Origin of the sequence: Labrys sp. WJW, from assembly GCF_001676615.1 — a bacterium.
GTDB lineage: Bacteria > Pseudomonadota > Alphaproteobacteria > Rhizobiales > Labraceae > Labrys > Labrys sedimenti.
This window is the reverse complement of the sequence record NZ_LYXZ01000018.1, coordinates 318,298-332,131: the sequence shown is the minus strand read 5'-3', so window position 1 is coordinate 332,131 and position 13,834 is coordinate 318,298. Positions and strand designations below refer to the sequence as shown.

The window sequence follows — 13,834 nt, the reverse complement described above, 5'->3', positions numbered from 1 at the left end:
GTGATCGCCGCCGTCAGCGACGTCTTGCCATGGTCAACGTGACCAATCGTGCCGATGTTGCAGTGCGGCTTGTTGCGTTCAAATTTCTCTTTGGCCATAGCCCCGTTTCCAGCATTGGAGGATTGGGTATTTCGCCGGCGCGAAATATCGGGCGGCTCGATAGGGGTTTTTGCGGCAACGCGCAAGAAGAGAATGGAGCACGAGGCTTGGGTGGCCCGAAATCTGCCCGGAAGGGAATGGAGCGGGTGAAGGGAATCGAACCCTCGTATTCAGCTTGGAAGGCTGCTGCTCTACCATTGAGCTACACCCGCAAACCAAGCACAGCACTCCTTGGACGTTTGGTGGAGGGGGTTGGATTCGAACCAACGTAGGCTGAGCCAACGGATTTACAGTCCGTCCCCTTTAACCACTCGGGCACCCCTCCAAAACGTCCTTCCGCAACGCTGTGACGCCGCTGCGAAATCGAAGCGGCCAAGTGGCGCGACCGCGTCGTTCAGAGGGCGCCGTTATGGTGAGGGGATCGGTGCCTGTCAACCCAAAAGGCGACAATTGTCGACGAGTTTTTACACTTAATCGCGGACAGGGCTTTTTTTGGCACGCCAGCCATGCCATGGGCAGTCTCCGGAACGGAGATAGACATGAAGGACAGGGACCGCAGGGGCCATCGCGGCCACCATCGGGGCTATGCCGGCGAAGCAACGCTCGACACCGTGGTGATCTATGGCTGGCACCCGGTGCGCGAGGCGTTGCAGAACCCCAAGCGCAAGCTCAAGCGGCTGCTCGCCACCGAAAACGCCCTGAAAAGGCTGGCCGACGAGAAAATCGAGACGCGAATCAAAGCAGAAACCGTCCGCCCCGGCGAGATCGACCGCCTGCTCACACCCGATTCGATTCACCAGGGGCTTTATCTCGAAGCAGCCCCCCTTCCCGCTCCCGCCTTCGGGGAACTCGGTGCGCAGGACATCGTCCTGGTGCTCGACCAGATCACCGACCCCCACAATGTCGGCGCTATCATCCGCTCGGCCGCGGCCTTCAAGGTGGCAGCCATCATTACCACAGAGCGCCATTCGCCAGCAGCCACCGGCGTGCTTGCCAAGTCGGCGTCGGGCGGCCTCGAGCATGTGCCGGTCGTTTCCGTGCGCAATCTCGGCGATACGCTGGATGAAATGGGGGCGAGCGGCGTGACACGAATCGGTCTCGACTCGGAAGGACCGGCGACATTGGACGGCACGGCGTTCGACGGACCGCTGGCGCTCGTGCTCGGCGCCGAAGGCAAGGGCTTGCGTCAACGCACGCGTTCGCTCTGCGATGCCCTGGCCCGTCTCGACATGCCCGGCGCGATCAAGAGCCTCAATGTCTCGAACGCCGCCGCTCTCGCGCTCTATGTCGCACGGACGAGAATACCGGCCTGAAGCGCTTTTCGATTCGGCCGCCCCTCAGGGAAGCACGCGAGCAATCCGGAGTGTCAGCCTCCGGCTGACATCCTGAAAACCAAGCGCTTTCCGGCACCCGAGATGTCAGCCGGCGGCTGACACTCCAGATCTCGCCCACATAGAAGCCACCGCTCTATTTCGAAGGTTCGAAATCCATGCTTTCGAGATTGGGCCGCGGCACCGGCAACGCTCTTGCCTCCTGGACCGGCTCGGGGCGCGGCGTGGGGGCAGTTGCGGGCGGCAGGACTTTCGCCGGGTCCATCTTCTTCGGCGCCGACAGGGTCGCGCTGCGCGGCTTCGGCAGAGGCGGGCGCGGCAGGCTCTGGGGTGTTCCGACAACATTGCGCGGCGGGCGAAGCCGACGCATCGCCGGTCCGCGCTCCTCCGGAAGGACGTCATAAGACCCGTCGATATCGGGCTCATAGGCCGGTCTTCTCACCCAAGGACGCGGATAGGCAGGGCGCGGATAAAAGCTGCGGGTCTCGTAGCCGCCATCGTCCTCGCGATAGATGGGCCCGGGATGATAAGGGCGCATTGGCGCCTCGAACTCGCCGCCCCAGCCGCCGCCATCACCGTAGAAGGGCGCGTCGCGCCAGCCTGCCTGGGCCTTCGTCAGGGGGACGGCGGCGAGAGAAAGCGCAATCGCCAGCAAGGAAACGGGGCGGATCGTCACAGCGGCATCCTCGAAAACTTCATCCGCCGCTCGTAGCCAATGACTTTGGCGGAATAAGGATTGGTTAACCCTTTTCTTGCCCCGCCACCAGACTCTCCAGCAGCACCCGCCGTCCCTCCGGCATGGCAAGGCCGCGCGGGGTAAAGACGTCGCGCTCGAGGAAATACTGGGTCAAACGCAAGGCATCTGCGATATCGCCAGCCTCCGGCATACCCTCTTCCCCACGCAGGAAGGCGGGCAAGCGCAACAAGCGGTCGTGCCAGGGGGCTCCGGCCTCCCGGCAAACTGCCCTCCCGCTCTTGGGCGAGACATAGACGAGGTCGTCCTGTCGGCCGGTAACGGCGCAGGCAGCCAGGTCGAGGCCGAAGCCGAGATCCGACAGGATCTCGAGCTCGAAGCGGGCGATCAGCGCCGGCGCCAGATCGCGCTCTCCGAGCACTTCGACGAGGTGGCCGAGCGCCTCATGGAGGCCGGGATGCGGATCGCGCTCCGGCAGCAGGCGGACGAGGGCCGCCACATGGGTCATGGCGAACAGAGCCTGCCGGGAGGAGAGGAAGCGGGCGGCATGCAATGTCAGCCCCTCGACGGCGAAATGCCCGAGATGGCCTTCGATCCGGGCGCGCCAGGTCAGCTGTACCTCATTGCCGGGCTGCAGTACCGGCTGCAATGTCCGCGAGCGCCCTCCCCGCACCATGCCGAGATGACGGCCGTGATCGCGGGTCATCGCCTCCAGGATCACGCTGGATTCACCGTGGCGACGCACACCCAAGATGTAACCGCTGTCGATCCATTCCATCGGGACTGCCTCGCCCTGAAAGAGGAACGCGGGGCTTGGAGTGTCAGCCTCCTGGCTGACATTCTCCGCGATGTCAGCCAGGAGGCTGACACTCCCAAAAGGAACCCGCCTCAGGGCTTCTCCACCGGAAATTCCAGGCCCATCTCGCGATAGCGTTCAGGATCATCGGACCAGTTCTCGCGCACCTTCACGAACAGGAACAAATGCACCGGCGCCTCTGCCATGGCCGTGATTTCCTTGCGGGCCGCCATGGAGATCGCCTTGATGGTCTCTCCGCCCTTGCCGATGACGATCTTCTTGTGACCCTCACGCGTGACATAAATCGTCTGCTCGATGCGGGCCGAGCCATCCTTCATCGAGGTCCAGGCCGTGGTCTCCACCGTCGATTCATAGGGCAGTTCGTCATGCAGGCGCAGGAACAGCTTCTCGCGCGTGATTTCGGCGGCCAGCGAGCGCAGGGGCGCATCCGAGATCTGGTCCTCGGGATAGAGCCAAGGCCCGGCCGGCATGATGGAGCCGAGATGACTGGTGAGGTCCTCCACGCCGCTGCCGGTCAGTGCCGAGACCATGAAGGTCTCGTCGAAAGGCAGTCGTGCGTTGACGGCCTGGGCAAGCTCCAGCAGCTTCTCGCGCTTCACCGCATCGATCTTGTTGAGGATGAGGATGCGCTTCTGCTTGGTGGCGGAGAGCTTTTCCAGGATCGCCTCATTGCCTTCGTCGAGCCCGCGCTGGGCATCGACGAGCAGGCAGACGGCATCGGCATCGGCCGCACCGCTCCAGGCGGTGGTGACCATGGCCCGATCGAGCCGGCGCTTGGGCTGGAAGATGCCGGGCGTGTCGACGAAGATAATCTGCGCGTCACCCGTCATGGCGATACCGCGCACGATGGCACGCGTGGTCTGGACCTTGTGGGTGACGATCGACAGCTTGGCGCCGACGATGGCGTTCATCAGCGTGGATTTGCCGGCGTTGGGAGCGCCGATCAGGGCGACGAAGCCGCATCTGGTGTTTGAAGTCTGGTTCATTTCAGCTTTCTAAAGCGTTTTGCGATTTGAGGAAATCATTTCAAATCGCAAAGACGCGTCGAAACGTGGAGCTAGAGCAAAGTAAGGGTCGCACAAACCGCACCTTGCTCTAGCAGACATTGGCGTGCCGAAATACGGCTCGATTGGCCGATGTTGCACAGCAGCCGGGTTGATTCTTCGTTTGCCGGAGAGCTCGACGAGCCCGAAGGCTTATGACGGGGCGTTCCGCCGGCCTGATCAGCCGCGGCGCCCCTCCAGGGAAATGCCTTCCCGCGCCATGAAGGCGGCTGCGGCGGCCTGCTCGGCCAGGCGCTTCGACTTGCCTTCGCCTTCGGCCGACGTCAGCGTCTCTATGTCGACGGCAATCACGAAGCGCGGATTGTGATCGGGTCCGGTCCGCGAGACCAGGCGGTAGGTCGGCGCCTTCAGGGCCCTGCCCTGAGCCCATTCCTGCAGCGCCGTCTTGGCGTCGCTGGGCGGCCGAACTGGGGCGTGGAGCCGCTCGCGCCAAGCCTTTTCGACCACGGCGCGCGCCTTTTCGTAGCCTGCATCCACGAAGACGCCGCCGATCAGGGCCTCGCAGACGTCGCCCAGCGTGGTGACGCGCTTGCGCCCGCCCGAATGGGCTTCGCCGAGGCCAAGCTTGACGTGCGGACCAACGCCCCAGTCGGTAGCGACGGCCGCGCAAGTCTCCTTGCGCACAAGGTCTGAAAGCCGGCGCGACATGGCGCCTTCTTCGTCATCGGGGAAGACGCGGTAGAGCATGTCCGCGACCGCCAGCCCGAGCACGCGGTCGCCGAGGAATTCAAGGCGCTGATAGCTCGCGAGCCGGCCTGGGCCGTCGAGGAAACTGATATGGGTCAACGCCCGCTCCAGAAGAGAGCGATCGGCAAAGTCGTGGCCGAGCGCGGCTTCCAGTGTTTCGAGCGGAGGTTTCTTCTTCGAACTCATTGTATGATCTTAAACAGACGCATTTGTGCCTTGGCTGTCGAGAACAGGACCCGCCAGGGTTTACCCACGAAATTCTCGACCGGAATATAGCCGACACCCGCGAGATCCCGCGAATCGTCGGAATTGTCGCGGTTATCACCCATCACGAAATAATGGCCGGCCGGAACGACATATTCGTCGGTATTGTCGTAATAGCCGGTATCGCCCTGGATCTCGATCACTTCGTAAGTGCGCCCGTTCACCAGGGTTTCCCGATATTTCGGCACCGGCTTGTCGCCACCAAACTCCATCGCAGCCTTGTAGCTGCCGGCTGGTTCGCGCCGCACCATGCCCCCGTTGATGAACAGCCGGCCATCGCGCATTTGGATGCGATCCCCTGGCAGACCCATCACCCGCTTGATGAAATAGCTCGATCGCTCGTTGGGCAATCGGAACACCGCCATATCACCGCGAGCGGGAGCCCCTGTTGCAGGGCCCTCGCCGAAGGGCAGCACCATCACGATGTCGCCCACGAGCAGCGTCGGAATGTTGGAACCACTCGGCACGGAGAAATTGCGGCAAGAGGCGAGCAACAGCAAAGCGCCACCGGCAAGCAGCAACCTGCTGAGGCGGCTCGCATAAGGCCGAATTCGATACAGCACTCCGTCAGGCGTGGTCCGATCTGCCATTATCGAATGAGTGAGAACAACCGGCTGCCGCGCACGGTCCACGGCCACTGCCAGAAAGCGAGCGGCGAGGCATCATCGGCGACGGAGAAGAAGATGATCTGCCCCTTGCCGACGAAATTGTCGAGCGGCACATAACCGACGGCGGCAAGATCGCGCGAATCATCGGAATTGTCGCGGTTGTCGCCCATCATGAAGTAGTTGCCCGGCGGCACGACATATTCGTCGGTATTGTCATAGTAGCCAGTGTCGCCCTGGATCTCGATGACCTCGTGCTTCACGCCATTAGGCAGGGTCTCGATATATTTCGGCACCTGCTTGTCGCGCCCGAATTCATCCTTGACCAGATAGGTCCCGGCCTGCTCGCGCTGAACCAAGGTGCCATTGATGAACAGTCGGCCCTGACGCATCTGGATGCGGTCACCGGGCAGGCCGATGACGCGCTTGATGAAATCGGTCGAATTGTCCTTGGGCAGCTTGAAGACGGCGATGTCGCCGCGCTTGGGGCCTTCGCCGGCCCACAGGCGCCCCGATGGCAGGATGCTGGAAATCACCGGCACTGAATAGCGCGACCAGCCATAGCTGTACTTCGAGACCATGACGTAGTCGCCGACCAGAAGTGTCGGTATCAGCGAGCCGGACGGAATGTTGAACGGCTGGAACAGGGCCGTGCGGACCACCAGCGCGATGATGAGCGCGTGAACGATGATCTTGATGAGCTCGCCGATACCGCCATCTTTCGACGTCTTCTTGGCGGCGCCGCTGGTGTCGGGCGTCTTGTTCGGTTGGCTAGCCACGCTCATCGATCTTCCATCTTTGGAGGCGGTCCTTTGCGGGGACCGGAGCCTCGAAATATTGCCCCGATCCAAGATCCCACAAGAACCTTGAAATTACGCAAAGCTTCCGGAGCCGGCCTTGAGGCAAGCTCCGGAAGCTTTGTAACGAAACAACTCTGTTGCGGCTGCTATAACCCCTGCGGATTGAGGGTGCAACGACAGAGCCTGCCGCCCGGGCGTCTGGTGAAGCAAGGTCATGCGCCGAATGAGAGCGGGGTCCGTCCTCGTCGAGCGCCATACCTTGCCTGACGAAACGCCCTGACAGCATCGATCATTCGCCGGAATGACGGATGCCAGAGACAGCATGATTTCGGCAATTGCGCGGCAGCGGACAACCTTTCCTCTCAAGCCCGTCGTCTGGCCTCGATCACCACGAAGGCCTGCGCCAGGGGATGCTCGTCGGTCAGGCTGAGATGAAGATGGGCCTCATGCGCCTCGGGCAGCATGTCGCCGAGACAACGCAAGGCCGCGCCGCTCAGCCGCAATTCGGGCCGGCCGCTCTCGGCATTGAGGACTTCCATGTCATGCCAGTGAATGCCCGCCATACCGTTGACGCCGGTTCCCAGGGCCTTGGAGCAGGCCTCTTTGGCAGCGAAGCGCTTGGCAAGGGTACCGGCCTTGTCGGCCCGGCCCGCGGCCTTGGCCCGTTCGCCTTCGGTGAAGCAGCGCCGTTCAAAGCGCTCGCCGAAACGGGCGAGTGCATCCTCGATCCGGCGGATGTCGCAAAGATCGCTGCCGATGCCGATGATCATCCGGCACGGCTCCGTCCAGCCGCCATTGCCGCTTTGACAGTGCGGATGCTCTCGGCGAGCCCGACGAATACAGCCTCCCCGATCAGGAAATGCCCGGTGTTGAATTCGGCGAATTCGGGCACAGCAGCCAGGGTTTCCGATGTCTCGAAATCAAGCCCGTGTCCGGCATGCACTTCGAGGCCGAGGCCGGCTGCGATGGACGCACCGAGCTTCAGGCGCTCGAACTCGGCAGCAGCGTGGCCGGTCTCGCCCGAGGCGACGGCTTCGCACCATGTCCCTGTATGCAGTTCCACGATATCGGCTCCCAGGGCGGCGCAAGCTTCCAGCACCGTCCTGTCCGGCTCGACGAACAGCGAGACGCGGATAGCGCTGCCCTTCAGCCTTGGAATCGCCGCCCGCAGATTGGCTTCTGCCGCCCTGACGTCCAGCCCTCCCTCGGTCGTCCGCTCCTCACGCTTCTCCGGCACCAGGCAGACGGCATGGGGCTTCACGTCCAGCGCGATCGCCAGCATCTCGTCGGTCACGGCCATCTCGAAATTCAGCGGCGCCTTCACCTCCGCGCGGATACGCCGGATATCGGCATCCCGGATATGGCGGCGATCTTCGCGCAGATGGGCGGTAATGCCGTCGGCACCGGCCTCGACCGCCAGATGCGCGGCGCGGACAGGATCCGGCCAAGCTCCACCGCGCGCATTGCGCACGGTGGCGACGTGATCGACATTGACGCCGAGGCGAAGCACCTTGGGCAGGGCGGTCGCGGACATGGTTCAGGCCTGGTTCGAGAGAGAGCGGCTGCCGGGCTTGACGGCCGGCAGGGCAGCGAGTTCGGGTGGCAATTTGTCGGCCTCGAAGGTGGGAATGTCGAGCGTGGCAAGCGCCACCAGGGGTTTGCCGAGGTCGGCCTTGCCGCCAGAACGATCGATCAGGCAGGCCGCACCGACGATTTCACCCGGCTGGTGGGCTATGGCGGCCAGGCATTCGCGTGAAGACAGGCCGGTGGTGATGATATCCTCCACCATCACCACGCGAGCGCCCTTGGGAATGGCAAAACCGCGCCGCAGCTGGAACTGGCCGTTCTCGCGCTCGACGAACACGGTCTTGGCGCCGAGCGCGCGCGCCGTTTCATAGCCCGGCACGATACCGCCGACGGCCGGCGACACCACCATGTCGATGGGACCGTAGGCCGCGCGGATACGCTCGGCCAGGGCGCGACACAGGCGCTCGGTACGAGGCGGATCCGTGAAAACCAGGTTTTTCTGCAGATAGACGGCCGAATGACGCCCCGACGTCAGGATGAAATGTCCCTCCAGCAGGGCATCCGCCGCCCTGAATTCTGCCAGCACCTCATCCTGCGTCATCATCGTCTCCTGGTTTTTCCGGTTGTACGGGCTACGCTTCCGGGGCGTACAGATCAATGGCCGACACCGGTTGGAGGTCGAAAATTTCGTGAAGGCCCAACGGCGGTGTCCCTCTCTTGGATTGGCAACGGGAGTTTTGGACATGCCTTTGCGCATTCGGGAGACTTCGTCTAATCGCAACATGGTTCAGCCGCCAACTTCCCGTTGTTTCCCGAGATGCGGAGTGCGAGTGCCGTGAGAAATCTGATCTTCTGCCTGTCGCTGCTGCTCACCGGATGCACGATCGGTGACGACGGTATCCGGCCGCTCTTTTCGATGGGCTCGTCGGAACAGGCTTTCGTCGAGCGCTACGGCAAGCCCGACTTTCGCGCCGACGAAGGGGGCGCCGTTCGCCTGGTCTATCTCGGCAATCGTCTCGACTTCCGCCAGCGCGGCGACACGCCGCCCATTCCTCTGCCCGAGCAGAAGCGGATCCTGGCCCGGTATGGCCTGGCCTATGACCGCAATTGCGCCGTCCTCGTCAGCCTGATGTTCGGACGGGTGATCGGGATGACCAGCATCGGCGGACAATGCAGCTAACCCCATCCGTGAAGCAGAGTCGATCGAAGGCCGGGCCCGTCGTCAGATCACGCGCTGAACCTCGCTCACCACCTTGCGGGCGCGCAGGCCATCGATGATGGCCAGCAGGTGCTTGAGGTCGTAAACTTCCATATCGATGATCATCTCGGTCATGTCGAAGGAACGGCGCTGCATGGCGAGATTATCGATATTGCCGTCTGTCTCGGCGATCACCTGGGCGATCTGCGCGAGCGTGCCCGGTTCGTTGATCGAAACCACCTGGATCCGGGCGGGATAGCGCTCGGCGCGCGCCGCCTCCAGATCCCAGCGCACGTCGAGCCAGAGTTCCGGCCTGTCCTCGAAATCGGCCAGCGCCTGCGACTGGATCGGATAGATGGTGATCGCCTCGCCCGGCGTGAGGATTGCCACGATACGGTCCCCGGGTACCGCCCCTCCTTCGGCAAAGCGCACCGGCAGATCGCCCATCAGGCCGCGCACCGGAATGGCAGCCTTGGCCGGATCCCCGCCCCCAGGCAGCTTGAAGCGCAGATTCTGGCCGCCCTGCAGGCCGAACCAGGTCTCGTCGAGCCCGGCAGCGGCATGGCTCGACTGTTCGAGCTTGAAGTCCGGGAACACCGCCCGCACCACATCCTGCGAACGCATTTCGCCGCGGCCGACGGCGGTGAGCACATCGTCCACGCTCTTGCGGGCCAGCCGCTTGAGCGCCCCCTGCAAGGCATCGGGGCTATAGGTCTTCTCCAACCGTTCGAAGGCGCGCTCGATGATGCGCTGGCCGAGCCCCGCATATTGCGCACGCACCGCCGTGCGCGTGGCACGGCGGATGGCGGCCCGAGCCCGGCCGGTGACGACCAGCGTCTCCCAGGCCGCCGGCGGCGTCTGCTGCTTGGCGGTGATGATGGCAACCTCGTCGCCATTGTAGAGTTCGGAGACCAGCGGCGTGGTGCGGCCATTGACGCGGCAGCCCACCGCCGTGTTGCCGACATCGGTATGCACGGCATAGGCGAAATCGATGGCGTTGGCCCCGCGCGGCAAGGTGATCAGCTTGCCCTTCGGCGTGAAGCAGAACACCTGGTCCTGGAACAACTCCAGCTTGGTGTGCTCGAGGAACTCTTCCGGATTGTCGCCTTCGGCCAGCATCGCCATGGTTCGGCGCAGCCAGGCGAAGGCTCGACTCTCTCCTTCCAGACGCAGGCTATCGCCAGCCTTGTTCTCCTTGTAGAGGGCGTGGGCGGCGATGCCGAACTCGGCGATGCGATGCATCTCTTCGGTACGGATCTGCAACTCGACGCGTTGATGGCCCGGACCGATCACCGTGGTATGCAGGGAGCGATAATCGTTCTGCTTGGGCGTGGAGATATAGTCCTTGAAGCGGCCTGGCACGAGGGGCCATTTGGTGTGGACGAGGCCGAGTGCGCGATAGCAATCCTCCACCTTGTTCACCAGCACGCGGAAGGCAAAGATATCGGAGAGTTGCTCGAAGGCGACCTGCTTCTGCTCGGTCTTCTTGAAGATCGAATAGGGCCGCTTTTCCCGCCCCTTGACCGTTGCCTCGATGCCGCGCTCCTGCAGCCGCTCGCGCAGATCGTTCTCGATCTCGGCGATCAGCGCGCCGTTGCGACGCTTCAAGCCTTCCAGGCGGCGGACGATGGTTTCGTAATGGGCCGGCTGCAATTCGTGGAAGGACAGGTCTTCCAGCTCCTCGCGCATATCCTGCATGCCCATGCGCCCGGCAAGCGGGGCGTAGATGTCCAGCGTCTCCTGAGCGATGCGGGCGCGCTTCTCGGCCCGCATGAAGTTGAGCGTGCGCATGTTGTGCAGGCGATCGGCGAGCTTGACGAGGAGAACGCGCACGTCCTCGACGATGGCCAGCAGAAGCTTGCGCAGGTTTTCCGCCTGCTTGGCTTCCTTGGAAACCAGATCGAGCTTCTTGATCTTGGTCAGCCCGTCAACGAGCGCCGCAATCTCCTTGCCGAAGCGGCGTTCGATCTCGCCGCGCGTGGCGTCGGTATCCTCGATGGTGTCGTGCAGCAGGGCGGCCGCGATGGTGGCGTCGTCGAGTTTGAGATCGGTGAGAAGCGAGGCCACCTGCAAGGGGTGGGAAAAATAGGGATCGCCTGAGGCGCGAAACTGGGCACCATGCTTTTGCATGGCATAGACATAGGCGGCATTGAGAAGATCCTCGTTCACGGCCGGGTTATAGGCCCGCACCTTGTCGACGAGTTCGTATTGCCGCATCAGGCGAAATGGCGCCGTCACTCACAGTCTCCCGCCGGCAGCGTTGCCGCATCCGGCTCACCTCATTACCGCGCTTCGGCCGAACCGAAGCATCGCGCTATTCAATACGGGTGCAGCGCAAAAGAAAAGCGGGCCGGTGGTACCGGCCCGCTGAAATTGCCTGGGAGGAAGCGAAGAGCTTATTCTTCGTCGTCCGAGCCGTTGTTGGCCGGCGGCACCAGCCCTTCCAGGCCGCGCAGCAGGTCTTCTTCCGACATGCGGTCGAAGGCGACATTGTCGTCGGAATCGCCGGCGGTGAGAGCGGCCGGATCCGATTCGGGCTCGTCCACCTCGACATATTTCTGCATCGAGTGGATCAGGTCTTCCTTGAGGTCGTCCGGGGTCAGGGTTTCGTCTGCGATCTCGCGCAGAGCCACCACCGGGTTTTTGTCACGATCGCGATCGACCGTCAGCGCAGCGCCGCCGGCGATCATGCGGGCGCGATGGCTGGCCAGCAGAACCAGCTCGAAGCGGTTCTCGACCTTGTCGATGCAATCTTCCACCGTGACGCGGGCCATGGCGACGCCTTTCTGTACCGTGTTTTGGGATCAAGCGCGCCAACTACACCGTCAACCAAGTTTGTGCAACCCCAAAAGGCCGATCCGTGGTATCCTCCCGCCTTCGAGGCGGCGAGATTGACCGCAAGTTCTACCTCATTCGACTTACATATCGAGGCTGCTCGTCTCGATATTGCAATAATCCTGTCAACACTCTCATTGGAAAACACTCAATCTAACGACAATGCTGATAGCCTTGACATTCTATACCGCGATAGGCACAAGCTGAATGTATCGGGCCTAAACTTGCCGTTGCTGCCGTTCCGCTGGGATTACACAGAGAGCCCCCTCTCGATGTTGCCCTTGGGATTAATTCTAGACTGTAATTTAGACCGATTTCAATCGCATTCGATCAAACCGAGCATCAGCAGAACGAACCTCAACTGGCAGAAGAATGAACAACACCCAGGAACGCATCGCTCTCTTTATTGACGGCGCCAATCTTTACGCAACGGCGAAAAGCTTGGGGTTTGATATCGACTACCGGAAAATGCTCAAGGAGTACCACAGCCGCGGCTATCTGGTGCGAGCGTTCTATTATACCGCCCTGGTGGAGGACCAGGAGTACTCGTCGATCCGTCCGCTGATCGACTGGCTGGATTATAATGGCTATGCCGTCGTCACCAAGCCGACCAAGGAATTTGTCGATTCCACCGGCCGCCGCAAGGTGAAGGGCAATATGGACATCGAGCTTGCCATCGATGCCATGGAATTGGCCGATCACATCTCGCATATGATCCTGTTTTCCGGCGACGGCGATTTCCGTTCCCTGGTCGAGGCTATGCAGCGCAAGGGGGTGCGCGTTTCCGTGGTCTCCACCATCTCGACCCAGCCGCCGATGGTCGCTGACGAATTGCGCCGCCAGGCGGACGAGTTCGTCGACCTCGTCACGCTTCAGAGCAAGATCGGTCGTGATCCGTCGGAGCGTGCCGTGCGCGGACAGGCCGGCGGCAATTTCCCGGCCGGTCCCGCGCCGACCCGCCAGCCGCCCCAGCAGGGCTTCGCCGGCCAGACCCCTGGCTTCATGTCGGCGAATTCGAGTGGCCAATCCGACGATCAATAGGTCGAGAACTCGCCTCGCACGATTGGTGCGTTCCATTGGCGGGAGCCTGCCTGCTGGCTCCGTCCGCACCGTGGTCTCGTTCCGGGGCCCGGGCGTTTGCGATTTGACGGAATCGGCGAGAACCGCAAAGACGCTCGAGCCAATCCTTCTGATAGGCTTGGAAACAGGGAGCGAGAACAAGCTGTGCTTTCTTCCAGACGGCTTTTGTTCGGGTAATCGATGATCGCAAGCCAATTCCAAGAACCTGGGCGCGACTGCCCGCTCTGCGAGAGGCTCGTCGCTTTCCGCCTGCAGGCACGCGCCAGGCATCCCGATTGGCACAATGCGCCGGTTTCCAGTTTCGGCTCGGCCTCTGCGCAGCTGCTGATCGCCGGCCTGGCGCCGGGGCTCCAGGGCGCCAACCGAACCGGAAGACCCTTCACGGGCGATTGGGCCGGAGATCTGCTCTACGAGACACTGGGCGATTTCGGCTTTGCCACCGGCACTTATGACGAGCGCCCCGACGACGGCCTCGAACTCGTCGATTGCCGCATCACCAACGCCGTGCGCTGCGTGCCGCCCGAGAACAAGCCGATCGGCAGCGAAATCGCCGCCTGCCGCCCCTTCCTGGCCAATACGGTCAAGGAAATGACGAATCTCAAGGTCATCCTGGCGCTCGGCAAGATCGGGCATGACAGCGTGGTCACGGCCCTCGGTCGCAGGCCAGCTCACTTTCCCTTTGCCCATCACGCGCAGCACGACATCGACGGCCTGAAGCTCGTCGACAGCTATCATTGCTCCCGCTACAACACCAATACGGGCCGCCTGACCACACCGATGTTCCGTGCGGTCTTCGAGACCATCCGCGGCATTCTCGATCGCTGAAATACCCC

At 62.6% G+C, this 13,834-nt stretch carries 16 protein-coding genes and 2 tRNA genes; 4 read left to right on the top strand and 14 right to left on the bottom strand.

What is annotated here, in order from left to right:
* The 3 genes from BA190_RS35910 to BA190_RS13505 all read right to left on the bottom strand — a co-directional run.
* A partial coding sequence (locus BA190_RS35910) for a GTP-binding protein (protein WP_245314711.1) occupies window positions 1–98 on the bottom strand: 98 nt, incomplete at its 3' end.
* A gap of 139 nt (window positions 99–237) precedes the next feature.
* Window positions 238–311 (bottom strand) — tRNA-Gly (locus BA190_RS13510).
* 28 nt (window positions 312–339) lie between these two features.
* A tRNA-Tyr gene (locus BA190_RS13505) sits at window positions 340–424 on the bottom strand.
* Window positions 425–638: 214 nt separating this feature from the next.
* On the opposite strand from BA190_RS13505, the gene BA190_RS13500 reads away from it, so the two are divergent.
* A complete protein-coding gene (locus BA190_RS13500) occupies window positions 639–1,412 on the top strand; it encodes an RNA methyltransferase (RefSeq protein ID WP_068287666.1) in 774 nt (257 codons plus the stop codon).
* 154 nt (window positions 1,413–1,566) lie between these two features.
* On the opposite strand, the gene BA190_RS13495 is transcribed toward BA190_RS13500, so the two are convergent.
* From BA190_RS13495 to pyrE, 9 genes are all read right to left on the bottom strand, one after another.
* Window positions 1,567–2,106, bottom strand: a complete 540-nt coding sequence (locus BA190_RS13495) for a hypothetical protein (RefSeq protein WP_068287664.1) — start codon at window positions 2,104–2,106, stop codon at window positions 1,567–1,569.
* A 64-nt stretch (window positions 2,107–2,170) separates the two neighbouring features.
* Window positions 2,171–2,902 (bottom strand): DNA repair protein RecO, encoded by a 732-nt coding sequence (gene recO, locus BA190_RS13490; RefSeq protein WP_068287661.1) that lies wholly within the window; start codon window positions 2,900–2,902, stop codon window positions 2,171–2,173.
* Window positions 2,903–3,012: 110 nt separating this feature from the next.
* Window positions 3,013–3,927 carry a GTPase Era gene (era, locus tag BA190_RS13485; RefSeq protein ID WP_068287659.1) on the bottom strand — a complete coding sequence of 305 codons (915 nt, stop codon included), beginning with the start codon at window positions 3,925–3,927 and terminating at the stop codon, window positions 3,013–3,015.
* 237 nt (window positions 3,928–4,164) lie between these two features.
* Window positions 4,165–4,878, bottom strand: coding sequence for a ribonuclease III (rnc, locus tag BA190_RS13480; protein WP_068287655.1), 714 nt, complete (start codon window positions 4,876–4,878; stop codon window positions 4,165–4,167).
* On the bottom strand, window positions 4,875–5,588 hold the full coding sequence (lepB, locus tag BA190_RS13475; RefSeq protein ID WP_156771502.1) for a signal peptidase I: 714 nt from the start codon (window positions 5,586–5,588) through the stop codon (window positions 4,875–4,877). Before lepB (BA190_RS13475) ends, rnc begins: the two co-directional genes overlap by 4 nt.
* Entirely contained in the window at window positions 5,546–6,346 is an 801-nt protein-coding gene (lepB, locus tag BA190_RS13470) for a signal peptidase I (protein ID WP_068287645.1), read from the bottom strand. Before lepB (BA190_RS13470) ends, lepB (BA190_RS13475) begins: the two co-directional genes overlap by 43 nt.
* A 377-nt stretch (window positions 6,347–6,723) precedes the next feature.
* Window positions 6,724–7,131 (bottom strand): holo-ACP synthase, encoded by a 408-nt coding sequence (gene acpS / locus BA190_RS13465; protein WP_068287643.1) that lies wholly within the window; start codon window positions 7,129–7,131, stop codon window positions 6,724–6,726.
* Window positions 7,128–7,895, bottom strand: a complete 768-nt coding sequence (locus BA190_RS13460; protein WP_068287640.1) for a pyridoxine 5'-phosphate synthase — start codon at window positions 7,893–7,895, stop codon at window positions 7,128–7,130. The genes acpS and BA190_RS13460 overlap by 4 nt, the downstream gene beginning before the upstream one ends.
* Window positions 7,896–7,898: 3 nt before the next feature.
* Window positions 7,899–8,489 carry an orotate phosphoribosyltransferase gene (pyrE, locus tag BA190_RS13455; RefSeq protein WP_068287637.1) on the bottom strand — a complete coding sequence of 197 codons (591 nt, stop codon included), beginning with the start codon at window positions 8,487–8,489 and terminating at the stop codon, window positions 7,899–7,901.
* 234 nt (window positions 8,490–8,723) lie between these two features.
* Between pyrE and BA190_RS13450 the strand changes: the two genes are divergently transcribed.
* Complete coding sequence (locus BA190_RS13450; protein WP_068287634.1) at window positions 8,724–9,068, top strand: hypothetical protein; 345 nt, start codon at window positions 8,724–8,726, stop codon at window positions 9,066–9,068.
* Between the two features lie 42 nt (window positions 9,069–9,110).
* Here the strand turns inward: BA190_RS13450 and BA190_RS13445 are convergent, their stop codons facing one another.
* Both BA190_RS13445 and rpoZ read right to left on the bottom strand, forming a co-directional pair.
* Entirely contained in the window at window positions 9,111–11,303 is a 2,193-nt protein-coding gene (locus BA190_RS13445; RefSeq protein ID WP_156771507.1) for a bifunctional (p)ppGpp synthetase/guanosine-3',5'-bis(diphosphate) 3'-pyrophosphohydrolase, read from the bottom strand.
* 179 nt (window positions 11,304–11,482) lie between these two features.
* Complete coding sequence (gene rpoZ / locus BA190_RS13440) at window positions 11,483–11,860, bottom strand: DNA-directed RNA polymerase subunit omega (protein WP_068287631.1); 378 nt, start codon at window positions 11,858–11,860, stop codon at window positions 11,483–11,485.
* Window positions 11,861–12,293: 433 nt separating this feature from the next.
* Here rpoZ and BA190_RS13435 point away from each other — a divergent pair, with 433 nt between their 5' ends.
* Together BA190_RS13435 and BA190_RS13430 are read left to right on the top strand one after the other, a co-directional pair.
* Complete coding sequence (locus BA190_RS13435; RefSeq protein WP_082979707.1) at window positions 12,294–12,962, top strand: NYN domain-containing protein; 669 nt, start codon at window positions 12,294–12,296, stop codon at window positions 12,960–12,962.
* Between the two features lie 219 nt (window positions 12,963–13,181).
* Window positions 13,182–13,826 carry a uracil-DNA glycosylase gene (locus BA190_RS13430; protein ID WP_068287626.1) on the top strand — a complete coding sequence of 215 codons (645 nt, stop codon included), beginning with the start codon at window positions 13,182–13,184 and terminating at the stop codon, window positions 13,824–13,826.
* The last annotated feature ends 8 nt before the right edge of the window (window positions 13,827–13,834 follow it).

Bases quoted from the DNA above. Each gene is read 5' to 3' on its own strand.
- acpS (WP_068287643.1), bottom strand. From the start codon at position 7,131: ATGATCATCGGCATCGGCAGCGATCTTTGCGACATCCGCCGGATCGAG.
- BA190_RS13430 (WP_068287626.1), top strand. From the start codon at position 13,182: ATGATCGCAAGCCAATTCCAAGAACCTGGGCGCGACTGCCCGCTCTGC.
- BA190_RS13460 (WP_068287640.1), bottom strand. From the start codon at position 7,895: ATGTCCGCGACCGCCCTGCCCAAGGTGCTTCGCCTCGGCGTCAATGTC.
- BA190_RS13435 (WP_082979707.1), top strand. From the start codon at position 12,294: ATGAACAACACCCAGGAACGCATCGCTCTCTTTATTGACGGCGCCAAT.
- pyrE (WP_068287637.1), bottom strand. From the start codon at position 8,489: ATGACGCAGGATGAGGTGCTGGCAGAATTCAGGGCGGCGGATGCCCTG.
- recO (WP_068287661.1), bottom strand. From the start codon at position 2,902: ATGGAATGGATCGACAGCGGTTACATCTTGGGTGTGCGTCGCCACGGT.
- BA190_RS13445 (WP_156771507.1), bottom strand. From the start codon at position 11,303: ATGCGGCAATACGAACTCGTCGACAAGGTGCGGGCCTATAACCCGGCC.
- rnc (WP_068287655.1), bottom strand. From the start codon at position 4,878: ATGAGTTCGAAGAAGAAACCTCCGCTCGAAACACTGGAAGCCGCGCTC.
- rpoZ (WP_068287631.1), bottom strand. From the start codon at position 11,860: ATGGCCCGCGTCACGGTGGAAGATTGCATCGACAAGGTCGAGAACCGC.
- BA190_RS13500 (WP_068287666.1), top strand. From the start codon at position 639: ATGAAGGACAGGGACCGCAGGGGCCATCGCGGCCACCATCGGGGCTAT.
- lepB (WP_068287645.1), bottom strand. From the start codon at position 6,346: ATGAGCGTGGCTAGCCAACCGAACAAGACGCCCGACACCAGCGGCGCC.
- era (WP_068287659.1), bottom strand. From the start codon at position 3,927: ATGAACCAGACTTCAAACACCAGATGCGGCTTCGTCGCCCTGATCGGC.